At 50.2% G+C, this 24,972-nt stretch carries 22 protein-coding genes; 13 read left to right on the forward strand and 9 right to left on the reverse strand.

The genetic code is table 11. The annotated features are described in order from the left end of the window. Positions 1-74 precede the first annotated feature (74 nt). Positions 75-668: a peptidylprolyl isomerase gene (locus VFG09_09845; protein ID HET6515448.1), complete on the reverse strand. Its 594-nt coding sequence runs from the start codon at positions 666-668 to the stop codon at positions 75-77. A gap of 105 nt (positions 669-773) precedes the next feature. Between VFG09_09845 and VFG09_09850 the strand changes: the two genes are divergently transcribed. Both VFG09_09850 and VFG09_09855 read left to right on the forward strand, forming a co-directional pair. Continuing rightward, on the forward strand, positions 774-1,676 hold the full coding sequence (locus VFG09_09850; GenBank protein ID HET6515449.1) for an ATP-binding protein: 903 nt from the start codon (positions 774-776) through the stop codon (positions 1,674-1,676). A gap of 221 nt (positions 1,677-1,897) precedes the next feature. Next, positions 1,898-2,896, forward strand: a complete 999-nt coding sequence (locus VFG09_09855; protein HET6515450.1) for an HD-GYP domain-containing protein — start codon at positions 1,898-1,900, stop codon at positions 2,894-2,896. A gap of 149 nt (positions 2,897-3,045) precedes the next feature. On the opposite strand, the gene ald is transcribed toward VFG09_09855, so the two are convergent. Genes ald through VFG09_09875 form a run of 4 tightly spaced genes read right to left on the reverse strand, consistent with a single transcriptional unit; the run spans position 3,046 to position 5,845 of the window. Further along, positions 3,046-4,155, reverse strand: coding sequence for an alanine dehydrogenase (gene ald, locus VFG09_09860; protein HET6515451.1), 1,110 nt, complete (start codon positions 4,153-4,155; stop codon positions 3,046-3,048). A 12-nt stretch (positions 4,156-4,167) separates the two neighbouring features. Then, positions 4,168-5,226: an RNA 3'-terminal phosphate cyclase gene (gene rtcA / locus VFG09_09865; protein HET6515452.1), complete on the reverse strand. Its 1,059-nt coding sequence runs from the start codon at positions 5,224-5,226 to the stop codon at positions 4,168-4,170. Positions 5,227-5,279: 53 nt separating this feature from the next. After that, positions 5,280-5,648, reverse strand: a complete 369-nt coding sequence (locus VFG09_09870) for a DnaJ family domain-containing protein (protein HET6515453.1) — start codon at positions 5,646-5,648, stop codon at positions 5,280-5,282. Positions 5,649-5,650: 2 nt separating this feature from the next. Further along, positions 5,651-5,845, reverse strand: coding sequence for a hypothetical protein (locus VFG09_09875; protein ID HET6515454.1), 195 nt, complete (start codon positions 5,843-5,845; stop codon positions 5,651-5,653). A 233-nt stretch (positions 5,846-6,078) separates the two neighbouring features. Between VFG09_09875 and VFG09_09880 the strand changes: the two genes are divergently transcribed. Continuing rightward, the gene (locus VFG09_09880) at positions 6,079-6,378 is read left to right on the forward strand and encodes a hypothetical protein (protein HET6515455.1); all 300 of its coding nucleotides are present in this window, start codon (positions 6,079-6,081) and stop codon (positions 6,376-6,378) included. Positions 6,379-6,543: 165 nt separating this feature from the next. Here the strand turns inward: VFG09_09880 and VFG09_09885 are convergent, their stop codons facing one another. Together VFG09_09885 and ftsH are read right to left on the reverse strand one after the other, a co-directional pair. Next, positions 6,544-8,169, reverse strand: a complete 1,626-nt coding sequence (locus VFG09_09885; GenBank protein ID HET6515456.1) for a phosphomannomutase — start codon at positions 8,167-8,169, stop codon at positions 6,544-6,546. A 237-nt stretch (positions 8,170-8,406) separates the two neighbouring features. Next, positions 8,407-10,296, reverse strand: coding sequence for an ATP-dependent zinc metalloprotease FtsH (gene ftsH / locus VFG09_09890; protein ID HET6515457.1), 1,890 nt, complete (start codon positions 10,294-10,296; stop codon positions 8,407-8,409). On the opposite strand from ftsH, the gene VFG09_09895 reads away from it, so the two are divergent. From VFG09_09895 to VFG09_09940, 10 genes are all read left to right on the forward strand, one after another. Next, positions 10,295-11,776 carry a glycoside hydrolase family 3 N-terminal domain-containing protein gene (locus tag VFG09_09895; GenBank protein HET6515458.1) on the forward strand — a complete coding sequence of 494 codons (1,482 nt, stop codon included), beginning with the start codon at positions 10,295-10,297 and terminating at the stop codon, positions 11,774-11,776. The two genes, ftsH and VFG09_09895, sit on opposite strands and share 2 nt — an antisense overlap. 83 nt (positions 11,777-11,859) lie before the next feature. Next, complete coding sequence (locus tag VFG09_09900) at positions 11,860-12,489, forward strand: Spy/CpxP family protein refolding chaperone (GenBank protein ID HET6515459.1); 630 nt, start codon at positions 11,860-11,862, stop codon at positions 12,487-12,489. Positions 12,490-13,511: 1,022 nt separating this feature from the next. Continuing rightward, entirely contained in the window at positions 13,512-14,162 is a 651-nt protein-coding gene (locus tag VFG09_09905) for a heme-binding protein (protein ID HET6515460.1), read from the forward strand. A gap of 517 nt (positions 14,163-14,679) precedes the next feature. Next, the gene (locus VFG09_09910; GenBank protein ID HET6515461.1) at positions 14,680-15,501 is read left to right on the forward strand and encodes an EFR1 family ferrodoxin; all 822 of its coding nucleotides are present in this window, start codon (positions 14,680-14,682) and stop codon (positions 15,499-15,501) included. 414 nt (positions 15,502-15,915) lie between these two features. Continuing rightward, positions 15,916-16,464 carry an inositol monophosphatase family protein gene (locus tag VFG09_09915; protein HET6515462.1) on the forward strand — a complete coding sequence of 183 codons (549 nt, stop codon included), beginning with the start codon at positions 15,916-15,918 and terminating at the stop codon, positions 16,462-16,464. 682 nt (positions 16,465-17,146) lie between these two features. Next, on the forward strand, positions 17,147-17,398 hold the full coding sequence (locus VFG09_09920) for a twin-arginine translocase TatA/TatE family subunit (GenBank protein HET6515463.1): 252 nt from the start codon (positions 17,147-17,149) through the stop codon (positions 17,396-17,398). 7 nt (positions 17,399-17,405) lie between these two features. Next, positions 17,406-18,959, forward strand: a complete 1,554-nt coding sequence (locus VFG09_09925) for an extracellular solute-binding protein (GenBank protein HET6515464.1) — start codon at positions 17,406-17,408, stop codon at positions 18,957-18,959. A gap of 35 nt (positions 18,960-18,994) precedes the next feature. Next, a complete protein-coding gene (locus tag VFG09_09930) occupies positions 18,995-21,517 on the forward strand; it encodes a PAS domain S-box protein (protein ID HET6515465.1) in 2,523 nt (840 codons plus the stop codon). Positions 21,518-22,450: 933 nt separating this feature from the next. Beyond that, a complete protein-coding gene (locus tag VFG09_09935; GenBank protein ID HET6515466.1) occupies positions 22,451-22,861 on the forward strand; it encodes an SHOCT domain-containing protein in 411 nt (136 codons plus the stop codon). Positions 22,862-22,968: 107 nt separating this feature from the next. Further along, positions 22,969-23,616 (forward strand): flavodoxin family protein, encoded by a 648-nt coding sequence (locus VFG09_09940; GenBank protein ID HET6515467.1) that lies wholly within the window; start codon positions 22,969-22,971, stop codon positions 23,614-23,616. 296 nt (positions 23,617-23,912) lie between these two features. Here VFG09_09940 and VFG09_09945 read toward each other — a convergent pair whose 3' ends face one another. Both VFG09_09945 and VFG09_09950 read right to left on the reverse strand, forming a co-directional pair. Next, entirely contained in the window at positions 23,913-24,458 is a 546-nt protein-coding gene (locus VFG09_09945) for a LysR family transcriptional regulator substrate-binding protein (GenBank protein ID HET6515468.1), read from the reverse strand. Further along, a complete protein-coding gene (locus tag VFG09_09950; protein ID HET6515469.1) occupies positions 24,455-24,799 on the reverse strand; it encodes a LysR family transcriptional regulator in 345 nt (114 codons plus the stop codon). The genes VFG09_09945 and VFG09_09950 overlap by 4 nt, the downstream gene beginning before the upstream one ends. Positions 24,800-24,972: the final 173 nt, after the last annotated feature.

Consider the following 24,972-nt stretch of genomic DNA (forward strand, 5'->3'; position numbering starts at 1 on the left):
CCTTTCATTCCCACCCTGTAAGGAGTGATGAACGGTTGTCCTCTTCAGCGGACCGTGCGAACAGTGACCAGTGCCTACTTCTCGATGATCCTGACCTTCATCTCGACCCTCTCATCGGGGTTGTCCCTCGCGTCTCTCGGCTGGCTTACGATCTTGTCCGCCACGTCCATTCCTGAAATGACTTCGCCGAAAACGGTATATTGCTTGTTTAGAAAAGGAGCGTCGGCAACACAGATAAAGAACTGTGATCCGGCGCTGTCAGGATTTGCAGCCCTTGCCATAGAGAGCGTTCCTCTCTTGTGAGGTTTATCATTGAACTCTGCCTTCAGCGTATATCCGGGTCCGCCGGTACCGTGGCCGGCCTTGTTCAGGTCTTTCGATTTCGGGTCGCCGCCCTGGATCATAAAGCCGGGGATGACGCGATGGAATGTCGTCCCGTCATAGAATCCTTTCTTCGCAAGCTCGATAAAGTTGTTGACATGATTGGGAGCGACTTCGGGGAAAAACCTGAGGTCGATGTTTCCGAACTTCGTCTCGATTATGGCCTTGGTCTCTGACATCTTCTTGATCTCCTCTTTTGTGAATTTCTTATCCTTCATCTCAGCATGGGCTGCTATGCTGAACGACACCAGACAGATAATTGCCAGACCTATGAGAGAACGTCTCATATCTCCTCCTTCTCTGTTTCGGCAAGATGGTATAGTCTAGCATGCCAACTGTCCCTCTTGCTCTTCCTGAGGCTTGATAAAAAAGGGTTCTTGCCTGATAATAGCATGATAAACATCGTTTCGTGCACTCATATGGATGATGATATCATAAATGAATTAAAGGCCCTGAACAGGTCTCTCCGGAGGCTGGCGGATCTTTACCTGCCCCAGGTCGACTTTCAGGTCTTTGATCAATTCGATGCGTTCAAGGCTGTGAAGCTGAATGGTCACGCCTCTTTAAAGGGGATTGCAGAGCCCGATCCCGTGAGCTTTTGTGAACTCCGGGGGATCGGGTCTGTCGAGATATCCCTGAGAGAGAACACCGAGCAGTTCCTCGGAAATCTCCCCTGTAATAATGTCCTTTTGCACGGTCCGAGGGGAACGGGAAAATCCTCGGCGATCAAGGCGATCTTCAACGCATACCGTGATCAGGGATTGAGAATGATCGAGATGCCAAGGGATACCCTTTTCCATCTCTTTGAAATTGCCGATATGATACGGGGGAGGTCAGAGCACTTCATCGTCTTCTGTGACGATCTCTCCTTTGAGGAGGAAGAATCATCCTATCGTCAGCTCAAGGCGATCCTTGAGGGAGGTCTCGAAACGAGACCGAAGAATATGCTCATCTATGCCACCTCAAACAGGAGGCATCTCATGCCCGAGAGGCAGAGGGACAACCTGCCTGTTTATTCAGACGGAGAACTCCATCCCGCTGAGACCCTTGAGGAAAGGCTGTCCCTGAGCGACAGGTTCGGCCTCAGGCTCGGCATGCTCCACTTTGACGCCGAAACTTACCTGGATATCGTTCATAACTATGCCAAGCTGCGAAAGATCGATATCGAGCCTGAAGAGCTGGCGAAGAAGGCCATGCAGTGGTCCCTGTCTCATGGGAGCTATTCCGGAAGGACCGCCCGCCAGTTCATCGACAACCTCGAAGGCTTTCGGGCCCTGAAGCAGAGGAAGAGATGAATCGTAGGCGAGTGGGATTTCTTCCACGGTTTTTCGAAGTCCGCTGAAGGTGATAAAGAAAAGTGATGAGGAGGTCTAGGGCGGCGTCCCTAAAGTTTTCTTCTGCTTGAGCCGAAAAGATTACATAGAGGGTGTTCGTTATGAAGGCTGGTGTTTTGCGGGAGAACGATGAAAGACTCGCCATACAGCAAGGCTTTACTCACAAATAAACCGGCTTTGAGATGAAAAAAAGTATAAAAGCCACAGAACTGAAGGTAGGCATGCATGTTAAGCTGCCTGCATCATGGTTTGATCACCCGTTTCTCCGAAATGAATTTAAGATATCATCCCGTGATCAGATCCGGAAGATAATTGATACTGGTTTTAAAGAAGTCCTTGTAGACTTAGAGGATAGGGGAGTCGAAGACAAAGAATCACCAGAGTACAGGGACAAGCATCCGTCCCCGCCTCTAAAATGGGAAAAAGATAAGCTGGTCCCCGATGAGCTAAGAGAGGCGGTCACCAGCAATACCCTTGCACCGGCCGAGAAGACAGCGATTGTCTATCAATCGTCCCTTACAATCATGGAGCGGCTTTTGCAGGACCCTAAGGCGGAAAATATCCGCGAGGCAAAAGAAGGCATTGCCGAGGTCGTTGACTTCATCCTTTCCGAGGACACAATTGCACAGAACCTTCTGACCATAACATCCCACGATTTCTATACCTATACGCATTCGGTCAATGTCGGAGTGCTGTCCATCTTTTTTTCAAAGGCCCTGTTCAAAAATTCTCACGCCCACAATATGCATGAGCTCGGGGCAGGTTTTTTCCTTCATGATATAGGCAAGGTGCGCATTGACTCTTCCGTGCTTGATAAGCCCAGAAGGCTTACTGACGAAGAGAAGCTGCAGTTGAGGAGACATCCCTATGAGGGATATAAAATCTTGAAAGACGCAGAACAATTGACAGAGGAATGCCGTATTATCACAATACAGCACCATGAAAGAGAGGATGGGACGGGCTATCCTGAAAAGCTCAGGGGGGACGACATTCACATTTATGCGCGTATATGCTGCATAGTCGATGTCTATGATGCGTTAACAGCTGACAGGCCATACCAAAAAAAACTGAAGCCCTTTGATGCCCTTACCCTTATGAAGAAACAGATGCTAAACCATTTCTCCCAAGATCTCTTTGAAAAATTTGTCCTGTCTTTAGCTGGTTCCCCCTTGACAAATTGATGATCGCACATTTCGATATTGGAGACTAAGAAAATACCGGCCATAATCGTAAACCGAGGCCATTCAAAAGGTCACCGCCGGAACGGAAGCGACCAAGGGCCCGCCTGATTGCCTCAAAGCGCTCTGCCTGTGGTCACCCACAGGAAAAACTACCGCGTTATTTCGCCGATGCCCTTGTACGTTGCACCTATGGATTCCGCAAGAGCCTTGTGGACAATGTGACCGCGGTAGGTATTCAGGCTGCTCATGATAACAGCGTCCCCCCCGACAGCGTCTTCTATGCCGCGCCTGGCCATCTCTTTAATATAAGGGAGCGTTGCATTCGTCAGTGCCAAGGTAGAGGTCCTTGGATATGCGCCCGGCATATTGGCGACGGCGTAATGGATGATGCCATCGACCTCGTAGACGGGGTTATCATGGGATGTCGCTCTCGACGTCTCAACAGACCCGCCCTGGTCAACAGAGACGTCTACGATCACCGCGCCTTTTTTCATGGTCTTGAGCATATCCCTCATTATCAGGATGGGTGTCCTCCCGCCGGGAACAAGGACCGCTCCGACCACGATGTCTGCATTCCTGATCTCCTCTCGTATGTTGTACTCGGTCAACGGCAGCGTCCTGATCCTTCCCGAAAAGACCTCGTCGAGCCTCTGCAGCCTTTCAATGCCCCTGTTCATGACAGACGTCTCCATGCCGATTCCGATAGAGACCCGGGCCGCATTGCTTCCGACGACACCGGCCCCGAGTATCAGGGCATGTGCAGGCTTAACTCCGATCGCCCCAGTCGGCAGGATGCCTTCGCCACCGTGGATCTTTTGGAGAAAATAGGCGCCCATGAGGGGCGCCATCCTGCCGGCGATCTCGCTCATTGGCGTAAGGAGCGGCAGGGTGCCGTCCTTCTCGAGGGTCTCGTAGCCAAGGGAGGTCACCTTTTTCCTGAGGAGCAGTCCTGTAAGCTCAGGATTTGGTGAGAGGTGGAGATAGGCGAAGATCGCCTGCCCTTCCACGATAAGGTCAAATTCAGGCGGGAGGGGTTCCTTTACCTTGACGATAAGGTCCGATTTGTTGAAGACGGTCCTTCTGTCAACGATATCGGCGTCCGCCTTCAGATATTCGTCGTCTGAGAAACCGCTTCCCTCTCCAGCACCGGTCTCAATGAGAATTGTATGGCCGTCCTTCTTGAGCTCATCAGCACCAAAAGGGGTCATACCCACCCGATATTCCTCTTTCTTGATCTCCTTCGGGACACCGATTATCATCGTACCTCCTTCTTAATGACCATTGATCGTTATCGTTCCCGGTTTTCCGATCTCGCCATCGACAGAGCACCTGAAGTCGTGAAACAGGCCTATCACCCAGAGGTTTGTCATGAGATGCTTGGTGATGCAGGACGTGGTGAAGACAGATTCATCTCTGCAGAGAGCGAGATAGAGAACGATCTGGTCTGCCAGGTGGGGATCGAAGGACGAGCCCGTTCCGTAGTAGCGAAGGAATTCATCTGCTGCCTCCTCACCCACGGTTTCAGCCCTTTTCCCCCGTTCTCCAAGGGAAGAGAAACCTGCGACAGCGTCTTCAGATTCCGCCTGGAGGTAGACAAAGGTCCCCTGTCCGTGGGCTGGAACACTCATGACCATTATCTCTGGAGCTACCGACAATTCCTCTTGAGATTCCAGCTTTTTTATCATTATATCCCGTTGCCTCTCGGCGATGGGCAAGGGGAGATTACCGACGGCCGAACATCCTGTCAGCCTCAAGACCCTTCCTCTCCTCATACTCTTGAGTGGCTTAAGGGTCTCCGCCGGAAATATGTCGGCCCTGATCGTTCCTCCGCCTTTTGGATAAAAGCCATACAACTCGATCCGTACGGTCATCCTCACCCCCAATCGCTGGATTGTGGGGACAAAAACACCTGCTATATAGTGAAGGGACGGGCTAAAGGGTACGTGGGTTCCTCCCTTCAGGGTGATGGTACTCCTGTTCTTCAGCATCATAAGGGAGGGGACAATCGTCTGGAGAACCAGGAGCGTTGAGCCCGCAGTGCCGGTATCGAAGGAGAAGTCGCCGCTCTTTACAGAGTGGGGGACAAAGAAAAGGTCCGTCGAACCCACGCTGTTGCCCCTGACCTCTGCATCTGTGATCTCTTTGGCAGCGCTGACCCCGGTCAGGTGCTGGGGCATGAGCCCCGGTCTCTTCCGCCCCCTCCTGATATTGAATATCCTGAAGGGCTTGTTGAAGAGGCAGGACAGGCCCACGGCTGTCCTGAGAATCTGACCCCCTCCCTCTCCATGGCTTCCGTCGATCTCTATCATGCCTTCACCTTCCAGTTGCACAAAACTATCTTCTTTGGAAGGCAAGCATGGCGAGAAGCCCTGTGTCGCAGTACCTATGGAATAACCTTTCCATAAATCTTTTCCCGGTACTCAGGAAAATCCTCGACACTGAACGGTCTTCTTCTCATCTCGTTGAATCTGAGAAGCTTATAGTTCAATTCCCTGATCTTTCTTAATCGTTCTTCATGGTCGTCTATGGTCTGGATCAAGTCCCTGAGATTCATGATCTCTTTCCTCATCCCCATCTCCTCAGGCAGATATCCCGCATTTTTCAGAATCCGATATGCGGGGCGCAGGTCTTCAGGGACCCACGTCTCATCATGAAAGGAGAGAGACTTGCCGGCGCCCCGGAGATTATCGAATTCACCGTTCTCCATGGCCCTTCTGATCCTCTCCTCTGCTATCTTTGCGATCGCTTCCATACCTATTCCGTGATTACCGAGTAGGCATAGTGGAAAGAGAGCACGCCAAAAAAGAGCATCGTCAGGATCATCATCAAGAGATAGAGCGCCCTCGGTACATTCTTTGCTCTCACATGGAAGATGAATCTCGGAGCAAGGGTGAGCACACCGAAAATGAGCATCAAGCCTATGAGTATCTGTGTTGCAATCCTGAACATGAAACTCCTCGTTGCCGCGAGGCATGACGATCTCCCGCAGGAACTACGGGAGTATCAAAAAGAATAGTATATCAGATTTCGTGAGGCTGCGTTTCAGAGGAAAATCTTCAATCGAGAGTGCCGGAAAGAAGGATCTCTTTTCCATTCCGTAGGACGAACACTTACAGGAGCAGAATCATATTCCTACAAATAATTCAGGTTTTTGCCGATACCTTTTCTTCCCCGCAGGCATTATGCTTATCTCGATGATACATACGACAGAACCAGTCGTCTTCAATAACGGTCAGAGGCGGATGCTCCAAAGGCCGGGCAAGACCCGTGAGAAACACACAGAGGTTGGAAGAGCGTCATTGAGGGCTCTCGCAGAGGCGATCATGCTTCAGGCGATAGAGGACCTCTGGGACCCTTCCAGCCGGAAGGAGAGCATCGATTTCTTTTGGGGAGAAGGGTTCACGCTCTGCGCCGATATTGCAGGGATGACCGGCCACGAAAAGTCCGCGCTCACGAGACTCGTAGAAGAGGCCTTGCCGTAAGGGGGTCATCACAGAGAGACACCGTTTATAAATACCTTCCTTGCCGACAGTCCATCCCGGCAATCCTTTTTATCAGTCCCTCTTCTATGAAGAGAACCTTGTCGCGTACGAAACCGTCACCAGGAAAGAAGATGCCGTCTGCTTCTATAATAACCATGACAGAAACTATGTAAGAGCATCTCTCGTTATCTTCTCAGCGGCTTCAAAGACTGCACGCTTTCCCTCCCCTGTCCTCGCCTCTATGTAAAACCTCACCTTGGGTTCTGTCCCTGAAGGCCGTATCATCAGCCATGAACCATCATCAAAGACGATCTTTGTTCCGTCCACCGTTATCACGTCCCTCACCCTCCGTTGAGCCCCGCCTATGGTAATAACCGTCCCCTCCTTATACTGCTCACGGATAGATGAAAGCTTCTTGACGAGCGGCTCACCAAAGAGTGACTTTTCGACTGCGATGCCGGAACGGTCCGGATAGTAGTACCCGTATTGATCCATGAGGTCACGGAGATAGACACTGAGATTTTTCCCGGTAAGGGCCATCATCTCTATGGCGAGGAGAAGACCGAAGAGGGCATCCTTTTCCAGTGTATGGTTATAGCCCGATATGCCGTCCGATTCTTCGAAGGCAACAATCGCCCGTTCCTTAGCAGTCTTCAGGAGATAGGGCCTGAAATTCTTGAAACCGACCTTTGTCTCACGCACCGGCACTCCAAGCCCTTCGGCAATGGCATTCACAAAATTGCTGGTCCCCACAGACTTGGCCGCCACTCCTGAAAAACCCTTATGGACGGTGAGGAAATGGAGAGCCATGGCCCCAAAGTAGTTCATTGATATCTGCATGGTACCGTCAGAGTAACGGATACGGTCGCCGTCAGGGTCCATGATGACGCCGAGTTTGGAAGAAGCCTTGCTTGCCCTGAGAAGTCTTTCCACACCTTCCATATTCTTTTCTGAAGGTTCAGGCGCCACGCCTCCAAAGAGAAAATCATTCTCCTTCCTCAAGTACTCGATTTTTGTGCTCATGCCGAGGATATGCTCTATTCGTCCTCTTGTAGCGCCATGGACGTTATCTATGCAGACAATACAATCCTCTTCTTTGATGAAATTCCGGATCCTTTCGATGTCGAGGGTTTTCCGTTCAGTGATGAATGCCTCATAGAGTTCAGTGAGGTCGACTCTCTCGACGGCCCCGGGCCTTCTTGACTGAAACACCCGTTTCTCGGCCATCATGCTGTTTGCTATCTCTTCAATCCTCGTCGTAATCTCCGACCCCGCAGGGCCTCCGTCTGAAGGATTAAACTTAAAGCCCGAGTAATTTGCAGGGTTATGAGAGGGAGTGAGGTTGATAGAGCAGGCGGCACCGAGCATCGTAATGCCTGTAGAAAACTCAGGCGTCGTTGCCTCGCCTCCATACCACGTCCTGATCCCCTCTTCCTGGAGGAGTCCGATAACCTCCATGGCGAACTCGGGACCGAGGAAACGGTTGTCATGACCGACGATGACACCTCTCTTCTTTATCTCATCAAAGCCCGAAACTCCCATCGCCTGAAGAACAGAAGGACCTTCTCCCTTGAACATCTCGATGACGGCCCCGGTCACGACCCTCACATTCTTGAAGGTGAAATCCGTACCGATCTCTCCCCTCCACCCCGAAGTGCCGAATTCAATCTTCGCAGGGTCTGTGTTCTCACGTGCAAATTTCTCGATGATCGTCAGTAATTCCTTCCCCTTCGTAACATCAGACAGTATCTCTTTCCAGCATGAAGGAGCGTCTCTAAATCCCCGTTCCATGATCCCTCCGCTTTCTTAATGATCGCTGTTCACATTCCAACATGAAACGATGCTGATCGTGAAGGCAGGCTTGGCAAGAAGCCCTCTATCGCGATACCTGAGACGGTTGCCCGCTGCCGCTGTCTGCTCCTTTCGGTGAAGTCCCCGAAGTACCTCATTGCCAAAAATCCCGTCGCATGGAGAGGGCTTCGATCCATGCCTGACGGTTTTTACAACATTATGGTTTGCCCTCCTCAATCACGTCCCGCTCTCTTTTGTTTCCCTGATTATGCGCTCCACCTCGGCCTTTTCGAGGACTTCCTCCTTGATAAGCGCCCCGGCGAGAGCGTCGAGGGCATGCCTGTTCTTTGACAATATCTCTTCCGCCGTCTTCTCTGCTTCGAAGATCATGTTCTGAATTTCCTGGTCCATGATCCATGACATCTCTTCACTGTAACGCTTCGGCAAGGAAAGCTCTCTTCCCAGGAACGGATGCTCTTCTCCCCTCCCAAAGTTTACGGGCCCTACTTTGTCGCTCATGCCCCACTGGGCCACCATCTTCTCGGCGAGAGAGGTAGCCTCCTTCAGATCGTTCTGAGCGCCACTGCTCATATCATGAAAGACGAGCATCTCTGCGCCCCTTCCCGCAAGGGCAACACTGAGTTTGTTCATGAGGTAGCTCCTTGGATAATAGTGCCTGTCCTCTTCCGGAAGAAGCTGAGTTACGCCCATTGCCATTCCCCTGGGGATGATGCTCACCTTATAGATGGGGTCTGTCCCGGGGAGTTCCCACGCAACGAGGGCGTGCCCTGCCTCATGGTATGCCGTGATACGCTTTTCCACGTCGGTGATCGTCTCTTCCCGGACCATGCCCATGAGGATAATGTCCCTCGCCTCTTCAAAGTCCTCCATCTCTATTCTTTCCTTGTTCTTCCTGAGTGCGACAAGGGCCGCCTCATTCGCCAGGTTTTCGAGGTCAGCTCCCGTCATGCCCGGCGTCCCCTTGGCGAGTGTCTCGAGATCGACATCAGACCCGAGGACCTTGCCTCTCACATGGATCTCAAGGATCGCCTTGCGCTCTTTCCAGCCCGGCCTGTCGATCACGATATGCCTGTCGAACCTTCCGGGTCTGAGGAGCGCCGGGTCGAGGACGTCGGGCCTGTTCGTTGCAGCCATAACGATCACTTCCGTGTGAGGATCAAATCCGTCCATCTCGCTGAGGAGCTGGTTCAGCGTCTGCTCCCTCTCGTCGTGCCCTCCTCCGAGTCCCGTGCCGCGCGTACGACCGACAGCATCAAGCTCATCGATAAAGAGCATGCTCGGATGGGCTGCCTTCGCCTTCTGAAACATGTCCCTCACACGCGATGCCCCCACCCCTACGAACATCTCGATAAACTCAGAAGCACTGATGCTGTAGAAAGGAACCCCTGCCTCACCGGCTGTTGCACGGGCAAGGAGCGTCTTCCCGGTGCCCGGCGGTCCGATGAGAAGCACTCCCTTCGGCACTTTTGCGCCTATCTTGGCGAATCTCGACGGGTCCTTGAGAAACTCTATCGTCTCCCTGAGCTCCTGTTTCACGTTCTCCATGCCTGCAACATCCTTGAAGGTTACACTCGGCTTCTTTACGTCATAGAGCTTTGCCTTGCTTGCCCCGAACGTGAAGAGTCCGCCTGGACCTCCCTGCACCTGCTGGGCGCGGCGCATGATAAAGAGCCAGACACCGATGATCAGGACCCACGGCAGGACCCCGATCATGATCTGCCAGAGGACGGACTCCTGCTCAGCCGGTTCAATACTGATGGTAACGTTCTTTTCCCTGAGCTTTGAAAGGATACTATCCCCCTGAAAAGAAGGGAGGGACGTCAAAAAGCTCTTCACCTTTACCGGCTTTTTCTGATCGGGCAGGAGGATCTCGGTCTCATTCCTGAACTCGCCCGTCACCCGCAACTTCTTTATCGAGACTGATTTTATATTGCCGGCGTCAAGTTGTTCCAGGAACTGTGAGTAGGTAATGGGATACTGCGCAGGCCCGCCTGCAGAAAAAAAATGGCCCCAGAAGTAGAGGAGAACGATCATGATCAAGGCGGCTGCAAACCACCTCCATTGAGTTCTTTTGAGCATCTCCGCCGGATCTTTGCCGTCAGCCATGATTAAATTCTACCATCTCACCGCCAAATTGTATAATAGTCTCATGAATCCCTATGGCTGTCTCATTCCGCGTCTCAACGGAAAAGAGATTGAAGACAACTTCGATTATTATCTTGGCCTGGTGAAGAAGGGCATTGCCGGCTTCATCCTCTTCGGCGGAGAACTCGATATAGTGCGAGCAAGGCTGAAGGAACTCCAGCGCTCGTCGCAGCATCAGCTCATAATAGCTTCTGACCTCGAACAGGGATTAGGTCAGCAGGTTGAAGGCGGCACACTCTTCCCCCCTGCCATGGCAGTCGCTTCGGCAGTAAAGGGTCTTGCTCGGCATCATGCCCGGTCTATCCTGAAACGGCTTTACCACGCAATGTCTCTTGAGGCGGGATATGCGGGAGTAAACACAGTCCTGGCCCCTGTCCTTGATATCAATACAAACCCCAAAAATCCTATCATCGCAACACGGGCCTTTGGAGAAGATGTAGAGACGGTCTCCTTTTTGGGCTGCAAGTTGATAGAGACGCTGCAGGAGAACGGAATTATGGCCTGTGGAAAACATTTCCCGGGGCACGGAGATACTGAGGTCGATTCCCATATCAGTCTCCCCGTCGTCGGAAAAGAACTCTCTTCTCTGGAGGGCCATGAGCTTGTACCGTTCCGGAAGGCCATTGATGCAGGCGTCGGCATGATGATGCTCGGTCATCTGGCCATCCCTGCCCTTGATCCGTCAGGCACGCCGGCTTCGCTTTCCGCAAGAGTGGTCTCATATCTGAAGAAGACCTTGAGATTTCAGGGCATCGTCATCACCGATGCCATGAATATGGGTGGACTTGCGGGCTATCCTGAAAAAGAAGCATCCCTCGTGGCACTTCGCGCAGGTGTCGATATCGTCCTCCATCCGACAGATCCTGACGAAGTCGCCGGGTATCTTAAGGAGAAACATTACTCCTATCCTCCCTCTGCCTCTTTAACGCCGTTCGTCTCTCCCATACATAAGGGAAGGAGTGAGAAAGAATTTCTTCCTGATTTCGCCGAACATAAGAGACTCTCAGAAGAAATTACACGGATGGCGATCAGGACAGAAGGCGATAACCTGCCGCGAATAAAGAAACCCTTTATCATCATTTTGAACGAAGACAGAGAAGATAAGGAGCCCTTTTTCGTCAGGGCCCTTCAGGAACGGTATCCCGACGTCCGCTCTTGCACGGTCGTGCCCGAAGAAGAGATACCCTGGCACATGATCCCGAAGGACTCTGAACTCATTATTGCGGCGTTCTCTTCGGTGAGGGCGTGGAAGACGAGCGCTACCCGGTGGATAGAAAAAACAGTGCGGGAGTGTAGAGGGAAAGCGAGAATCTTCGTCTCCTTCGGAAACCCTTACATACTGTACGGGTTATGGCAGGACGTCACAAAGATATCTGCCTTCTGGGATTCATCTATCGCACAAAGAGCCGTAGCCGAAAAGATCCTTGCCTTTCACGGTTGAACTTTAAAAAACTGGGATTCCAGGTCTTCCCATTTCTCACTTTCTATGTGATAATGTGGGAAAGATCCTTAAGGAGGTTGAAGATGAAGAGAGTTATGGTCGTGCTGTTTTTGGGTTTTCTTTTCGTAGTCTTCGGTGGAGCGTATTCATACGCTCAGATGTGCGGGTGCGTGGAGGGCATGGGTGAAGGCATGGGCGGAGGCATGCCGATGATGGGGGGAATGAAACACCAGAATATGGGAATGATGGGTGAAATGAAACATGAGTGCATGGGCATGGGAATGTCAGGAGGAATGATGGGAGAGGACCATCCCATGTGGAGACATCTCATGGGCCTCCGCCTCGATGAAAAACAGAAGGACGCAATACGAGAGATCAAAGGTAGACTGCTAAAAGAGACGATAAAGAAAAGGGCTGAAAAACAGATTGCAGAGATAGAGTTGAGAGACCTCCTGACAAAAGACCCGGTTGACATGATGGCGGTCGAGGCAAAACTGAAACAGAAGGAGTCGTTAGAGACGGATATTCGTCTCGCTCATTTCGCGGCGATGGAGGAAGTGAAGGCGAATCTGACCCCTGAGCAGAGGAAGAAGATGAAAGAGATGATGGAGATGGGCGGCATGATGCGCGGTTGCGGCTGCGGCATGATGGGCGGAATGATGGAGCATGGTGGGATGGGAGGAGCAATGCGGCCATCTGAAAAGAAAGACTAGCCTGAAACCGAGCATCAACACGACTGATGGAAGAGAGAGGGAGGCTCGTGCACGAGCCTCCCTCCTGGTGTTGAGAGCGCCTTTTCTCCGGTGTGAAAGTGCCGATCACAAGATATCATCGGGGACTCCGCACTGCGGGCATGTCGCAGTTTTCTTGAGATATTTTATGAGAACACTGCATGGCGCTTCGCGGCCTTAAACGTCAGGTTTCTTGTCATGATTTTACACGAGTTATTATAAGAACTGCTTTCAGCTGTCCAAACAAACCCGGCCACCTATGGGTTCTGCTGACTCCCCATCCCCACAGTATCATTGCTCATGTGCGGAATTCGTTTTTCATCTTCTTGACCTGTTCGTTATTTTTATACTAACACACTTTTCACGACCCTCCACGCAGGGTGAAATGTCGAACCGCAAGAATGCCGGCACAATTTTTTGGTAATCTATGAAGCTCCCGCAGGCTTTGGACTGATTCCTGAGTCCTGAAGAATTTGGTATCATGTAGTCTGTGGATGGTATCAACAAATTGTTATCGGATAAGAGGTTGCTAAAGTATGGAACATGAACTCAGCCGGCAGGAAGTGGAAAACTTAGTTATCAGACTCCTTCAAGAGTGTCCTCTTTGTGTGATTGCAACGTGTTCTGATAGCATCCCGCGGGCATCTACGGTAGAGTTTTTCCCGATGGGGACGACTGTTTATATTCTTACGAGGGGGGAAAGAAGATCGAAAACATTAGACGGAATCCTTACGTGTCGGTGGCGATTCATGCTGAGTTCACAGGATGGTCAGATGTTAAGGGTCTGCAGATAACAGGACATGCCGAAATAGGGGAAAAGGGGTCACCTATCTTTGATGACGGCATCAAGGCCTACAAAATGCGCAGGGGATCACAGAGCACAACCCTGTCTTTACCTGATTTCATGCATGTCATAAAAGTAAAACCTCAAAAGCTCGAATATTTGGATTCCGCATTGACCGGAAAGGGATATAAGGTACGGCACACACTTCTGTTATGAAGTCATGGAAGAACGTGTGCCGGGGATAGGTCGATTAGCTCTCATTGCCGCTGCAGTCTTGGCGGCAATCATCGCGGGAGGGTGTGTTGTGACAGTGGAAGAGGCAAAATATAGTGTTGTCAGCAGGGAGGGAAACTTTGAGCTTCGCGACTATGCTTCTCATGTCGTGGCAGAGACCGTGGTGGACGGCACCCTTGAAAGCGCAGGGAACATCGCTTTCACCAGGCTCTTTGCGTACATATCCGGAAAGAACCGAGCGAGCGCCAAGATCTTGATGACGGCTCCGGTATCTCAGGAAGCAGCGTCTGAAAAAATAGCGATGACAGCACCGGTCGGACAGCGTCGTACCGAAGAAGGGTGGGCAGTCTCTTTCGCAATGCCTGCATCGTATACACTTGAGACTCTTCCGGTGCCGGATGACCCTGAAGTTGAGTTGCGACTGGTCCCTGCGCGCAGGATGGCAGCCGTGAGGTATTCAGGAACGTGGAGCGAACAGCGCTACAAACGCCATCGTGGAGAACTGGAATCCTGGATTAAAGGGAAGGGCTACAGAATCCTGGGGGAAGCGGTGTGGGCACGCTACAATCCGCCTTTTACTCCATGGTTCCTTCGACGAAATGAGATCCTGATCCCGGTCGATTCAGAGGCATATTGAGCGAATACAGGCAGCCGACTCTGTTAAAAGAAGAGATCACTTTCTCCGACCTTTCCCGGATGCCCTTTCCCCCCAGCATACTTCAAGGTAAAACATGTTGGATCGCTTGGCTGCTCTGAAAGACTCTCACTCCTCGCAATGTCTTCCTGAAATCTTGCTTTTCTTAAGCTTGTTATCGGCCTTAGCTTTCTACCAAAAATTGACGCTTTTTACGTTCAATCTTCCTCTTGACTCAGAGCTCTGGCTTGGTATAATGAACTTACTGAGGGGAAGCTGCATGTTAGAGAGAAAACTCGATAACACGACAAATTGAATATTAGTCGAATAAAGAACTTATTTAAATCAGCAAGTTGCAGCAACAGAGGCATTATTTCTTCATGGGGCTGGTTGCGCCAGGTTGTCGTACCCTCAAGATCTAATGCGGCGAGTAAGCAGCGCACGCGGTGCGTTCGTTGGAATCGAGTACTCCCGGATTAGAGTGTTCGGGAAAACGACGGTCATAACTTAAAGGAGGTGTATGATGGATATAAATATGATCTTTTTTTCTCAAACCGGCAATACACGTGACGTAGCAAAGGCAATGGCTATTGCATTTGAGGAGGGCGGACATAAAGTGCAAAGCCTCTCTATGAAGAAGGCAAAACCTGAAGATGCGTTGAAGGGTGATCTACTTGGAATAGGAACTCCTACTTTCGAAAGTCACGCACCAAGGCCGGTAATGAATTTTCTCAAATCTTTACCCGCAATGGATCATCGTAAGGCATTTGTCTTTGCAACAGCAGGAGGAGCACCCGGCAAGGTTCTCTATGATTTGACAAGACTGCTACGCAAGAAGGGTTCAGAGGTTATAGGAGGATTTTTGACTCGTGGTGAAATACACCATCCTGCCCCATGTATAGTTGGCAAATCCCTAGGTCGTCCAAATAAAGAAGATTTAGATAAAGCCAGACGTTTTGCGGTAGCTGTCGCTGATCATGTGTCAAGTGATCGTCCTGGCCCTTTACCCGAAAGCCGAGCGGAAGCACTAAAACCAGGAAAGGGTTTTTACGATTTAGTTGGAGCAATTACAAGCTCTGATAGTTTAATACGTTTTCTTGAGCCAGAGCCAAAACTTGACCAAAGTAAGTGTGATCAGTGTAAATGGTGTGTTCATGAATGTCCTATGGACAATATTACTATGCAGCCCTATCCCGTACTTGGCGATAAATGTATACGATGCTACCGTTGTCTGACCGGTTGTCATACAAAGGCATTTAATGCAGGCTGGCGGTTCAGTAACCTTGTTATTCTGGCTTTTTGGAATGAGCCCTTTATGCGTTGGTTCGGAGAATACGATTAAATGGAAGGTTACATCTTAGATATTAATAAAAAACTGCTTAATCGGGTAAGGGACGGAGCTGACCGTCCCTCCCCACAACACCCCGCATGCGGGTTCACACGGGGCGTTTCGCTGAAATCATCGGGTCGTAACCGGATATCTAAGCTTTTCCCGTTTTGTTACTGCCGTAAATCTTCAGTCACCTACCATCCTCACTTTTGCGCATTTGTCGGTGCAACCGAGATCACACGACTGCCTTGTGCGTGACGCATAGCTGCGCATACTTCAGGGCCTAACTGCGAAATAGTCCTTTCGCGCAGACAAAGAAAAGGGGACGTTGTTTCTAATTGTGCACTTATCTCGGCAAGTCAGAGGCAGGGAATACAGCATTGGCTGAAAGCATTTTTAGAAACAACGTCCCTGGCAACCCTACGCATTGACGGCACTACCAACTATATTCATGGTTACCCCATGTTTTCGGTATCAATAGCGTTGGAGTATGAGAGGAAGATTGTTCTCGGAGTTGTCTTGGATCCCTTCCGAGACGAACTCTTCCATGCGATCAGGGGTGGTGGCGCCTTCTTAGACAACAGGCAAATCCATGTTTCCCAAATCACAGCCTTTGATAGAAGCCTTATCGCCACAGGGTTCCCTTTCCGAGCAAAGGATATGATCGATTATTACCTGGGTGCATTCAAGGCGATCTTCGAAAAAGTGAGCGACATAAGGCGGGCCGGTTCTGCTGCGATAGACCTTGCTTACGTCGCAGCGGGTCGCGCAGATGGCTTTTTTGAACTGAAACTCAGTCCGTGGGACGTGGCTGCGGGAAGCCTGCTTATCACCGAAGCAGGGGGCATGGTCAGTGATTTCGGCGGGAAAGGGGATTACCTCTCAACGGGGAACATAATTGCGGGGAACACAGCTATCCACCCAATGATTCTCGAAATAATTAAGAAGATTTTTGGCGGGAAAGTCGAACAATAGAACACCCGGGTTGTATCATCAGGCCAAGTCTTTGGACCCGCCACGGGTACGGCGTTCCCGCTGACCAGCCTTTTCCGGCAGGGCCGGATCCGCGCTTGGCCAAAAACAGCTCAGTTCAGTCATAAAGGGGACTACCGACCCGCTGCTCCGACGAACTGAAAAGAAAGATCGGTAGGAGGCGTCCCGTATATTACAGGCGCAGATAAGATTGTGAGAAAGGGAGCCCTGGTGATATACAAAAACAGAGGAGTCGCAATCTTCCTGTGGAGTTCTGTGACCTCCTTTTCGAAGATTACCATGCCTTCGTGAAACCGGTACTTCAGGCTTTCTTCTTCTGTTTCATCTCCAACTGGACCTCTTTTTCCAGCTCCCCTATCTCTTCAAGAATCTCATTAAGACGGCTGTTCATCGTTCCTCCTCTCTCGCACTCCCGTTTCCCGGAAAAGGTTGCTCTTCGTCAATGCTATCGCTGTTCCCCCGCCCGTGTTGTAGAAACTATAACACTGGTTAGTGTCAATTTCTAAGAGCTTCTATCGTGTTTTGGCGTGAAGAGATGTGCAAGCTCGAAAAAGAGCATACAGACGGACTCCTTGAAGAAGCGCCACCATGAAGAAACAGGTGAGGAATGGTAAGATATTGAGAAGGCAGAATGAACACAGACTGGATTCTATGGCGGCGATGAATGATTAGTGGCGGAGAAGTCATCATAATTCTTATCGTAGCTTTGATTGTCTTTGGACCCAAGAGACTCCCCGAATTAGGAAGGGCACTTGGCAAGGCGATGCATGAACTCAATCGATCCATGCAGGATTTTAAAGCCCAAATGGAAGCTGAGAGTGAGGAACAGCGAAAAGATACCAAGAGTGAGGATGATAGAGTACCGGAGGAAAAGACGATGGCCGGTGATAAATCTGATTCAAAGGATAGAAGCTGACTTAGCTATGATTGCTGATGTTCTCAGATCAACAATGACACTGCCCCCGCGTATCATCGCCATTTTGCTCTGTATCTTTCTCTCGGATGCAAAGTTCCCAGCATTGCTGCACGGGGCCACAAATAATGTACCAACCCACAATCCTTATTCTCATGAGGCCATTGCTAGGAAGATTGCTAGGAAGAATTATCATGGAATCACTCTCAATGTTCTCACCCTGTCGACGCCGGTACTGGGCGAGCCGACTGTTTTGCATGCCAGGGAGTTCGAAAAACTTACCGGGGCCAATCTCAATGTGACCCGCGTGCCCTTTGACAAGTTGTATCAGGAGACGTTGCTGGGATTAAGGCAGGGCAAATACGACGTACTGTTTTTCGGTTCGATGTGGATCGCCGATGTGCAACCTTACCTCGATCCAGTCCCCAGACAGATGCTGGAATCGACGCAGTACCAGGAAGTTCTGCCTCACTACAGACGCGTGGCAAGTTGGGACGACACGGCTTATATGGTCCCTATCGATGGGGACCGTCATTATCTGCAGTACCGGCGGGACTTTCTTGAAAATCTTATGTATAGGACCGAGTTTCAGAAGAAGACGGGGAAAGCCCTCAATGTTCCAACGACATGGCCAGAGCTCCAAGAGATAGCCCGATTCTTTCAAGGCCGAAGGCTTCCTGATGGCAGCACAATCAGCGGCCTTGCCGAGGTCACAGTGAGTGATGCTCTCCTTGGTAATTACTTCATTAAGCGTGCGGCACCTTATGCAAAGCACCCTGATGTCAAGGGCGGCTTCTATTTTGACCTCAAAACTATGGAACCTCTCATCAACACTCCGGGATGGGTTGAGGCGCTCAAGGATTTTGTGGCTGCCCAGGATCTGTATCCGGCGGGCGGGAGGAACATGAGCTTCTTTGATGTGATCAAGACCTTCGGACGCGGCAATGTTGTGTTCTCGGATTCATGGGACGATCCTTTTGTCGAGGCCATGGAGCCGGGCAATCCGCTACGCAACAAAGTCGCCGCTGCCCTGTCTCCCGGGTCAAAGCGAGTGTGGAACCGCAGGAGTAAACAATGGGACTATTTTCCGGAGGTCAATTATGTCCCCTATATAGCCTATGGATGGACTAGTGGCGTGGCCAAAAACAGTAAGCATAAGGAGGCAGCCTTCGATTTCCTCGGATTCTACGCCAACAATAAGAACCACAGGGCCGACCTGCAGGTGGGACGCTTTGGCATAAACCCCTTCCGTCAGTCTGATCAGGATGAGCGTTTTTGGGTCAGGATTGTCGGATGGGATCCTGCGGTGGCACATTCCTATGTGGAAACACTCAATCGCCAGTCGAAGATGACGAACCGTGTGCTCGATCTTCGGATCCATAGAGGACAAGAATACGTCTATATCCTTTCTGTAGGGGTCTATCGTGCCCTGACAGGGCGAGAATCTCCCCAGAGTGCGCTGGACCATGTGGCAGAGAGATGGCGGCAGCTTACCAACCGGATAGGTGTAGACAAACAGCGGAAAGCCTACCGCCAAATTGTTCGTTTTGAGGACAACGAATAGCCATGAGAATTCAAACCAAAATCATAAGCGCTGTAATGCTTGTTTTCGCGGTCCTTAACTGCGTGTTTACCTTCTATTTCATAAACAGGGAGCGGCATCGTGAGATGGTTGAGCTTCAGGCAACTATGGAAGAAAACGATGCGCTGCTGAAAGTTGTGGCGGCAGGGCCTCTCTATGATGGAAATGTGGAACAACTCGATGCCATTCTCGATTCTATCTTCGATCACAAGGATATCGTTCTCATAGAGCTAACTGAATATAACGGGAACATAAAGCTGTTCCGTACGAGATCACCTGAATCAAAGCATGCCAAATCGTTCACAAGACGGGTAGTGATCACTCGGGGCATAGATCAACTGGGTGAGATACACACTATATATTCCACAGCGCGCATCGACCAGCTCTTTATAGCGTCGGTCAAACGCTCATTCTATTTTGCCCTCCTCATGCTGCTCATGCTTTCGGGCGTTATCTACCTCGTCGCACGAGACATCACAGGTCCCATAGAGCGTCTGACGAAGTCGGCCTGTGACATGGCAAGCGGGGATTTGGAGCGGGAGATCAGTGCTACCGGCGCCAAGGAGCTGAGGAGTCTTGGACGGAGCTTCACGAAGATGCGAGATGCGGTCCGGGAAAAAATGAGGGAATTAGCGGCACAGAACCAGACACTCCTCCGTACACAGTTTTCCATTGATCGTGCAAGGGACGCCATCTTTTGGGTAAGAAGGGATGGACGCTTTGTCTATGTCAACCATGCTGCCTGCGATTCCCTCTGCTATACGAGAGAAGAACTGCTCTCTCTGTCCGTGTTTGACATTGATCCGTACCATCCCAGGGAACGGTGGAAGGCCCGCTGGGAAGAGACGCGAAACCTGGGATCTGCCATACTTGAGACCGTTCACCGTGCAAAAGGCGGAAGGGTTTTCCCCGTGGAACTGTCCATTGACTTCATGAGTTTCGCCGGTGAAGAATATCTATGCGCCTTTGCGCGTGATGTCGCCGAGCGGAAACGTGCTTCCGCAGAACAACAGAAACTCGTCTCGATCATCGAAACCTCTTCAGATTTGATAGGGATCGCAGATCTGGAGGGCAGGTTGCTCTATCTGAATGTCGCCGGCCAGAAGCTGGTGGGCCTTGACAGTTTCGAGGAAGTTTGTAACAAGTCCGTCAGCGAGCTTCATCTGGCTACAGACTACCTCACGGTTGAGAAGGTGATCCTGCCCTCCGTACTCCAAAGCGGCAACTGGATGGGGGAGGTCTCATTCCGCCACTTCAGGACAGGGGACGAGATCCCCGTCGAGATGAACGCGTTTCTGATTCGGGACCGTGGCACTGGCCAGCCCATCGCGATGGCCAATATCAGCAGGGACATCAGGGAGCGCAAGCGGGCGGAAGACGAAAGAGCGCAGCTTGAGTCTCAACTTCTCCAGGCCCAGAAGATGGAATCGGTGGGCAGACTGGCCGGCGGAGTGGCACACGATTTCAACAACATGCTCACTGTCATTTTGGGGTATGCGGAATTGATCATGAGCCGCCTGCCCGAAGGAGATCCCCTGTCAGAAGATATGGAGGAGATCCACAAGGCCGCTATTCGCTCGAAAGACATCACCCGTCAGCTCCTCGCATTCTCGAGGCAGCAGATCATTGAACCGAAGCCCGTTCAACTGAACGACCTGCTCACAGAGATGCAGAACACCCTTGGACGGCTCATCGGTGAAGACGTTCACCTCTCCGTCTATCCAGGGAACGACCTCTGGATCATTAGTGTTGATCCATCCCAGATTGACCAGATCCTCATTAATCTTGCAGTGAATGCTCGTGATGCCATGCCCGATGGTGGCAACCTTACCATCGAGACGGCCAATGTCCATGTCGATGAGGCCTCCTGCCGAGATTATGCAGGATTTACATCAGGAGACTACGTCCAGCTAACGGTGAGCGACAGCGGGGTAGGCATGGACAGCGAAACCCTTTCCCATGTCTTCGAGCCCTTTTTTACCACCAAGGACGTGGACAAAGGCACCGGGCTGGGCCTGGCCACTGTGTACGGAATCGTACGGCAGAACAAGGGGTTCATCAACGTCTATAGTGAACGCGGAGAGGGGACAACCTTCAGGATCTCTTTCCCCAGAGCTCCTATAAAAGAGGCGGAGATAACAGAAAAGCATCATGCAACTGAAGCGGCTCCGGCCACAGGGACCGTTCTTTTGGTGGAGGACGACGATATGGTGCGCTCTGTTGCGACTGCACTACTTCAGGAGCTCGGCTACACAGTCCTAGTCGAAAGCAATCCAATGGATGCCCTTTCCTTATTGCAGAGGACAGACACGGCCGTCGACCTTCTCCTGACTGATGTGGTAATGCCAGGGATGAAAGGAACCGAATTGCGAGACAGGGCAAGGCTTGCACGCCCAACTCTCAAGGTGCTCTTCATGTCAGGATACACAGCCAATGCCATCGTCCATCATGGCGTTCTGGAGGAAGGGGTGCATTTTGTCCAGAAGCCTTTGAACCTTGACAACTTGGCAAAGAAGGTCAATGATGCTATCCAGGGATGATGACGGGTACGCATAATTAAACATTTTTCCGAAGAACGTTCCATTCAGCGGGAAACATCGGATATTTGCAATGACCTGACAGTCGGACAGCAAAAAAAGGTGCATGGAGAATTAAGAAAGATTAATGCTTGCCGGTGCGAAAATCTTGATATAATGAATTCAAATGAGAGGCGGTAGAAATAAAAGTTACGAAGTGTCCAAAGAAGGCAGGATTATCATTTACCCATCTCTTTATCAGACGAAACGAGTGGGTAATATCAGGCGTATTCTCAAACGGCTAATACACATCAAGAAGGGCCATTGAAAGGTACTCTATGTACTCTATGGACAAGATATTTTTAAATGATGACCAGCTTGAAGAATGGGTAGAAGCTGCACTCGGCTCTTGAACACTCTATCGATACCGAAGTTGAGGATGCCCTCATCTTTCGGGATCTCTTAGAGCTGCAGAAATTACGACTCCATCAAGCAGTCAGTACGCGACTGCCAGTGAGTTCCATTCGAAGCTAAGACAATTGAGGCTCGACAATCCCATAAACGCATTCTTCCAGCAGTCGAGCCTCGCAACTTCTTGCCGGAGTTTAGATGTTCCAACGGAAATACTGATGAAAACTGGTCCCGCTCCTTGACTCACCGTTCATCTTCGGGCGTCAGGACAATCGATTAATCTACGGGGCGATTTTGAAGTTGCCCCATAATCATCCGGTGCTGGCCTATTGACCATTGAACCTATTGATCCATTTGATGTAACCTTGGCCTAACCTGTGCATAAACCAGTCAGGGTAAAGAGCAGGGATATCGGTGGCTCTGCCTGCCGATATGATAATAGGAGCTATCCCCTGCTGGTCCCCACTCGGGGTCCTGATCGTTACCTTCTGCCAGCCCGTAAAAGACATTTTTCTCCCTGACGGTTAATTGTAGAAAAGACTCTCGATGTTTGAAAAGGGCCAGGGGCAAACCATAGTGTTGTGTTTAGATGTTTCCAGCTATAGAATATTGAATAGAGAAGAAGGAGAAAAGATGAAAAACCTCTTAATTGCATTGACAGTTATATTTACGTTTGTATCGTCCCTTTCTTACGCTGAAGAATGGTGGGGAAGGAGTTATGATTGGAGCTGGGGTTACGGGGCTGGCAGCTGCTTTTTGATCCCATTGATATTGCTGATTGCCTTCTGGATTGCCGTGGTTATCGGGATGGTCTACTTTGTCAAATGGGTCACGTCAACACGGAAAACGCCTAAGATACAACAAGAGGATACAGCCCTTGATATCCTGAAGAAACGCTATGCCAGGGGGGAGATTTCCAAGGAAGAATTTGAGAGGATAAAGGAGGATATTCAATAGAAAACTACACTTCATCCGCAAGTAGTTGAGGTCACTAGTACCCAGCTATCCCCAGGGCATTAAGAAAGACAAGGGAATAGATACAAGATCAATAAAGGAGACATAGCATGAAGGTAATGGCATTTAACGGAAGTCCAAGGAAAACATGGAACACCGCAACGTTGCTTCAGAAGACTCTTGATGGCTCTGCCTCAAAGGGGGCAGAAACGGAACTTATACATCTCTATGATCTCGACTTCAAGGGATGCATAAGCTGCTTTGCTTGTAAAACCATAGGGGGTAACAGCTATGGCAGGTGTGCTGTTAAGGATGACCTCGCCCCTGTTTTCAATAGGATTGAACAAGCTGATGCCATTGTCCTGGGTTCCCCTATTTATTTTGGTGATGTTTCTGGTGAAATGAAATCATTCATGGAACGGTTACTGTTTCCTTATTCAACGTATACCGATCCTCCGCAGTCGCTTTTTCCCAGGAAGATTAAAGCAGGGTTTATCTATACGATGGGCGTCACAGAGGAGATGATGCAGCAACTGGGATATGCTCAATATTTCAACCGTCATGAAATGATCCTCACAAGGATATATGGCTCTTCAGAATATATGTGTTCTTTCGACGCCTACCAGTTTGATGATTATTCCAAGGTGCTGGCTACCCGTTTCGACCCCGTGAAGAAAAAGCAGAGGCATGAAGAAGTATTCCCTCTTGATTGCCAGAAGGCATTTAATATGGGTGTCAGGTTTGCTGGCGGGAAGTAGCAGGGACTGGATGCTGAACCACACCGTTGAAGTCTTTTCTAATATCCTGATGAAACTGGTGGTCAGTCGGGATCAGCAATCCATTCCGCGGATCCTCCCCCGAACACAACACCAGCACCGTAAGCCCACGGAGGTAGACAGCCCTGCAGCCAAACCAGGCACGATCAAGATAACTCGCATCATCATGAAGGGATTCCACTGTCCACAGGAGGGGGTGTGGTTTTGTTTTCTTGCGGGTGGATGTGATTTTAGTAGTTTTTGAGTGTATTGGATAAAGTCATCCGTTAATTACAAATCTATGATGCAAGAACCTGTGAGATAAAATTCTCTACGTGCAAAGCTAAAGCCTTGCCCTTTCCGCAAACAAGAGCAATATGGTCTGGATTGAAATATTTCGCCATTGGAAGAAACCTAATTTTTCTCCCTGCCAAAGGATCAAGCCCCTTGGCGATAGTTGCAAATGATATCCCGATACCCGCTTCCACATAACGGGAACTAAGCTCCACATTGCTTGATTCCATGATAACCCTAAATTCGATGCCTTCCGTTGCAAATCTTTGATCCATGAGCCTTCTGGTACTACTGTCCAAGCTCTTAGGAGGCAGTATCAAAGGATATTGTGCGATGTCTGATAACGTTATCTGCTTTGCTCTCAGGAGAGGATGTTTATGCGGAACCATCAGCACTGATTCAATCTCCATCCACCTTCTGATCTTCAATCCTTTTGGCACATGAGATTCCAGAGCTATAGCAATGTCAATCTCCCCCGCCTTTAGTAATTCAATTGCCTGACGCTGGGGTCTGTCAAGTATGGTGAGTTCTACATACGGATATGCTTTCAAATAGGTTTTGAACTGTTCGGGGAAAGGTGGTACAAAGTAGTAAAGGGGGCTGCTATGCTTAACTTGCCGATGGGTACCCCCCTGATAGCCGAAATATCGTCTGACAGCTTCTCAAAATCGCTTATCGCAGATGCAACGAATTGGTAGAGTTTCTCACCGGCAGCGGTCAGTGTAAACTTCTTTCTGCTTATACGGTTTATCAGAGGGCATTGGAACTCGTCCTCAAGTTTCCTGACTTGCTGGCTCAACGCCGATTGGGTTCTATATGAGACCTTAGCAGCTTTTGTAAAGCTCCCCTGCCTCACCAATTGGTAGAAACCGATAATCTGTTGCCATTCCATGATTAGCCTTGCTAATTATATTAAGTATGACAATTATTAATGGTCTCATAATAGTCTGCACATTCTTGGCCGTCATTCCCGCGAAGGCGGGAATCCACTTTGAACAGAATGGATGCCCGACTAAGGATCTCGGGCATGACCAATAATAGGGAGCACATCTGTAAATATTATTT

This window comes from Thermodesulfovibrionales bacterium, assembly GCA_035686305.1.
Taxonomy (GTDB): domain Bacteria; phylum Nitrospirota; class Thermodesulfovibrionia; order Thermodesulfovibrionales; family UBA9159; genus DASRZP01.

Bases quoted from the DNA above. Each gene is read 5' to 3' on its own strand.
- VFG09_09910 (HET6515461.1), top strand. From the start codon at position 14,680: ATGATGGATATAAATATGATCTTTTTTTCTCAAACCGGCAATACACGT.
- ftsH (HET6515457.1), bottom strand. From the start codon at position 10,296: ATGGCTGACGGCAAAGATCCGGCGGAGATGCTCAAAAGAACTCAATGG.
- VFG09_09870 (HET6515453.1), bottom strand. From the start codon at position 5,648: ATGGAAGCGATCGCAAAGATAGCAGAGGAGAGGATCAGAAGGGCCATG.
- VFG09_09895 (HET6515458.1), top strand. From the start codon at position 10,295: ATGATTAAATTCTACCATCTCACCGCCAAATTGTATAATAGTCTCATG.
- VFG09_09845 (HET6515448.1), bottom strand. From the start codon at position 668: ATGAGACGTTCTCTCATAGGTCTGGCAATTATCTGTCTGGTGTCGTTC.
- VFG09_09885 (HET6515456.1), bottom strand. From the start codon at position 8,169: ATGGAACGGGGATTTAGAGACGCTCCTTCATGCTGGAAAGAGATACTG.
- VFG09_09920 (HET6515463.1), top strand. From the start codon at position 17,147: ATGATTAGTGGCGGAGAAGTCATCATAATTCTTATCGTAGCTTTGATT.
- VFG09_09900 (HET6515459.1), top strand. From the start codon at position 11,860: ATGAAGAGAGTTATGGTCGTGCTGTTTTTGGGTTTTCTTTTCGTAGTC.
- VFG09_09875 (HET6515454.1), bottom strand. From the start codon at position 5,845: ATGTTCAGGATTGCAACACAGATACTCATAGGCTTGATGCTCATTTTC.
- VFG09_09905 (HET6515460.1), top strand. From the start codon at position 13,512: ATGGAAGAACGTGTGCCGGGGATAGGTCGATTAGCTCTCATTGCCGCT.
- VFG09_09880 (HET6515455.1), top strand. From the start codon at position 6,079: ATGCTTATCTCGATGATACATACGACAGAACCAGTCGTCTTCAATAAC.
- ald (HET6515451.1), bottom strand. From the start codon at position 4,155: ATGATAATCGGTGTCCCGAAGGAGATCAAGAAAGAGGAATATCGGGTG.
- VFG09_09925 (HET6515464.1), top strand. From the start codon at position 17,406: ATGATTGCTGATGTTCTCAGATCAACAATGACACTGCCCCCGCGTATC.
- VFG09_09940 (HET6515467.1), top strand. From the start codon at position 22,969: ATGAAGGTAATGGCATTTAACGGAAGTCCAAGGAAAACATGGAACACC.
- VFG09_09930 (HET6515465.1), top strand. From the start codon at position 18,995: ATGCTTGTTTTCGCGGTCCTTAACTGCGTGTTTACCTTCTATTTCATA.
- VFG09_09950 (HET6515469.1), bottom strand. From the start codon at position 24,799: ATGGAATGGCAACAGATTATCGGTTTCTACCAATTGGTGAGGCAGGGG.
- VFG09_09935 (HET6515466.1), top strand. From the start codon at position 22,451: ATGTTTGAAAAGGGCCAGGGGCAAACCATAGTGTTGTGTTTAGATGTT.
- VFG09_09855 (HET6515450.1), top strand. From the start codon at position 1,898: ATGAAAAAAAGTATAAAAGCCACAGAACTGAAGGTAGGCATGCATGTT.
- VFG09_09850 (HET6515449.1), top strand. From the start codon at position 774: ATGATAAACATCGTTTCGTGCACTCATATGGATGATGATATCATAAAT.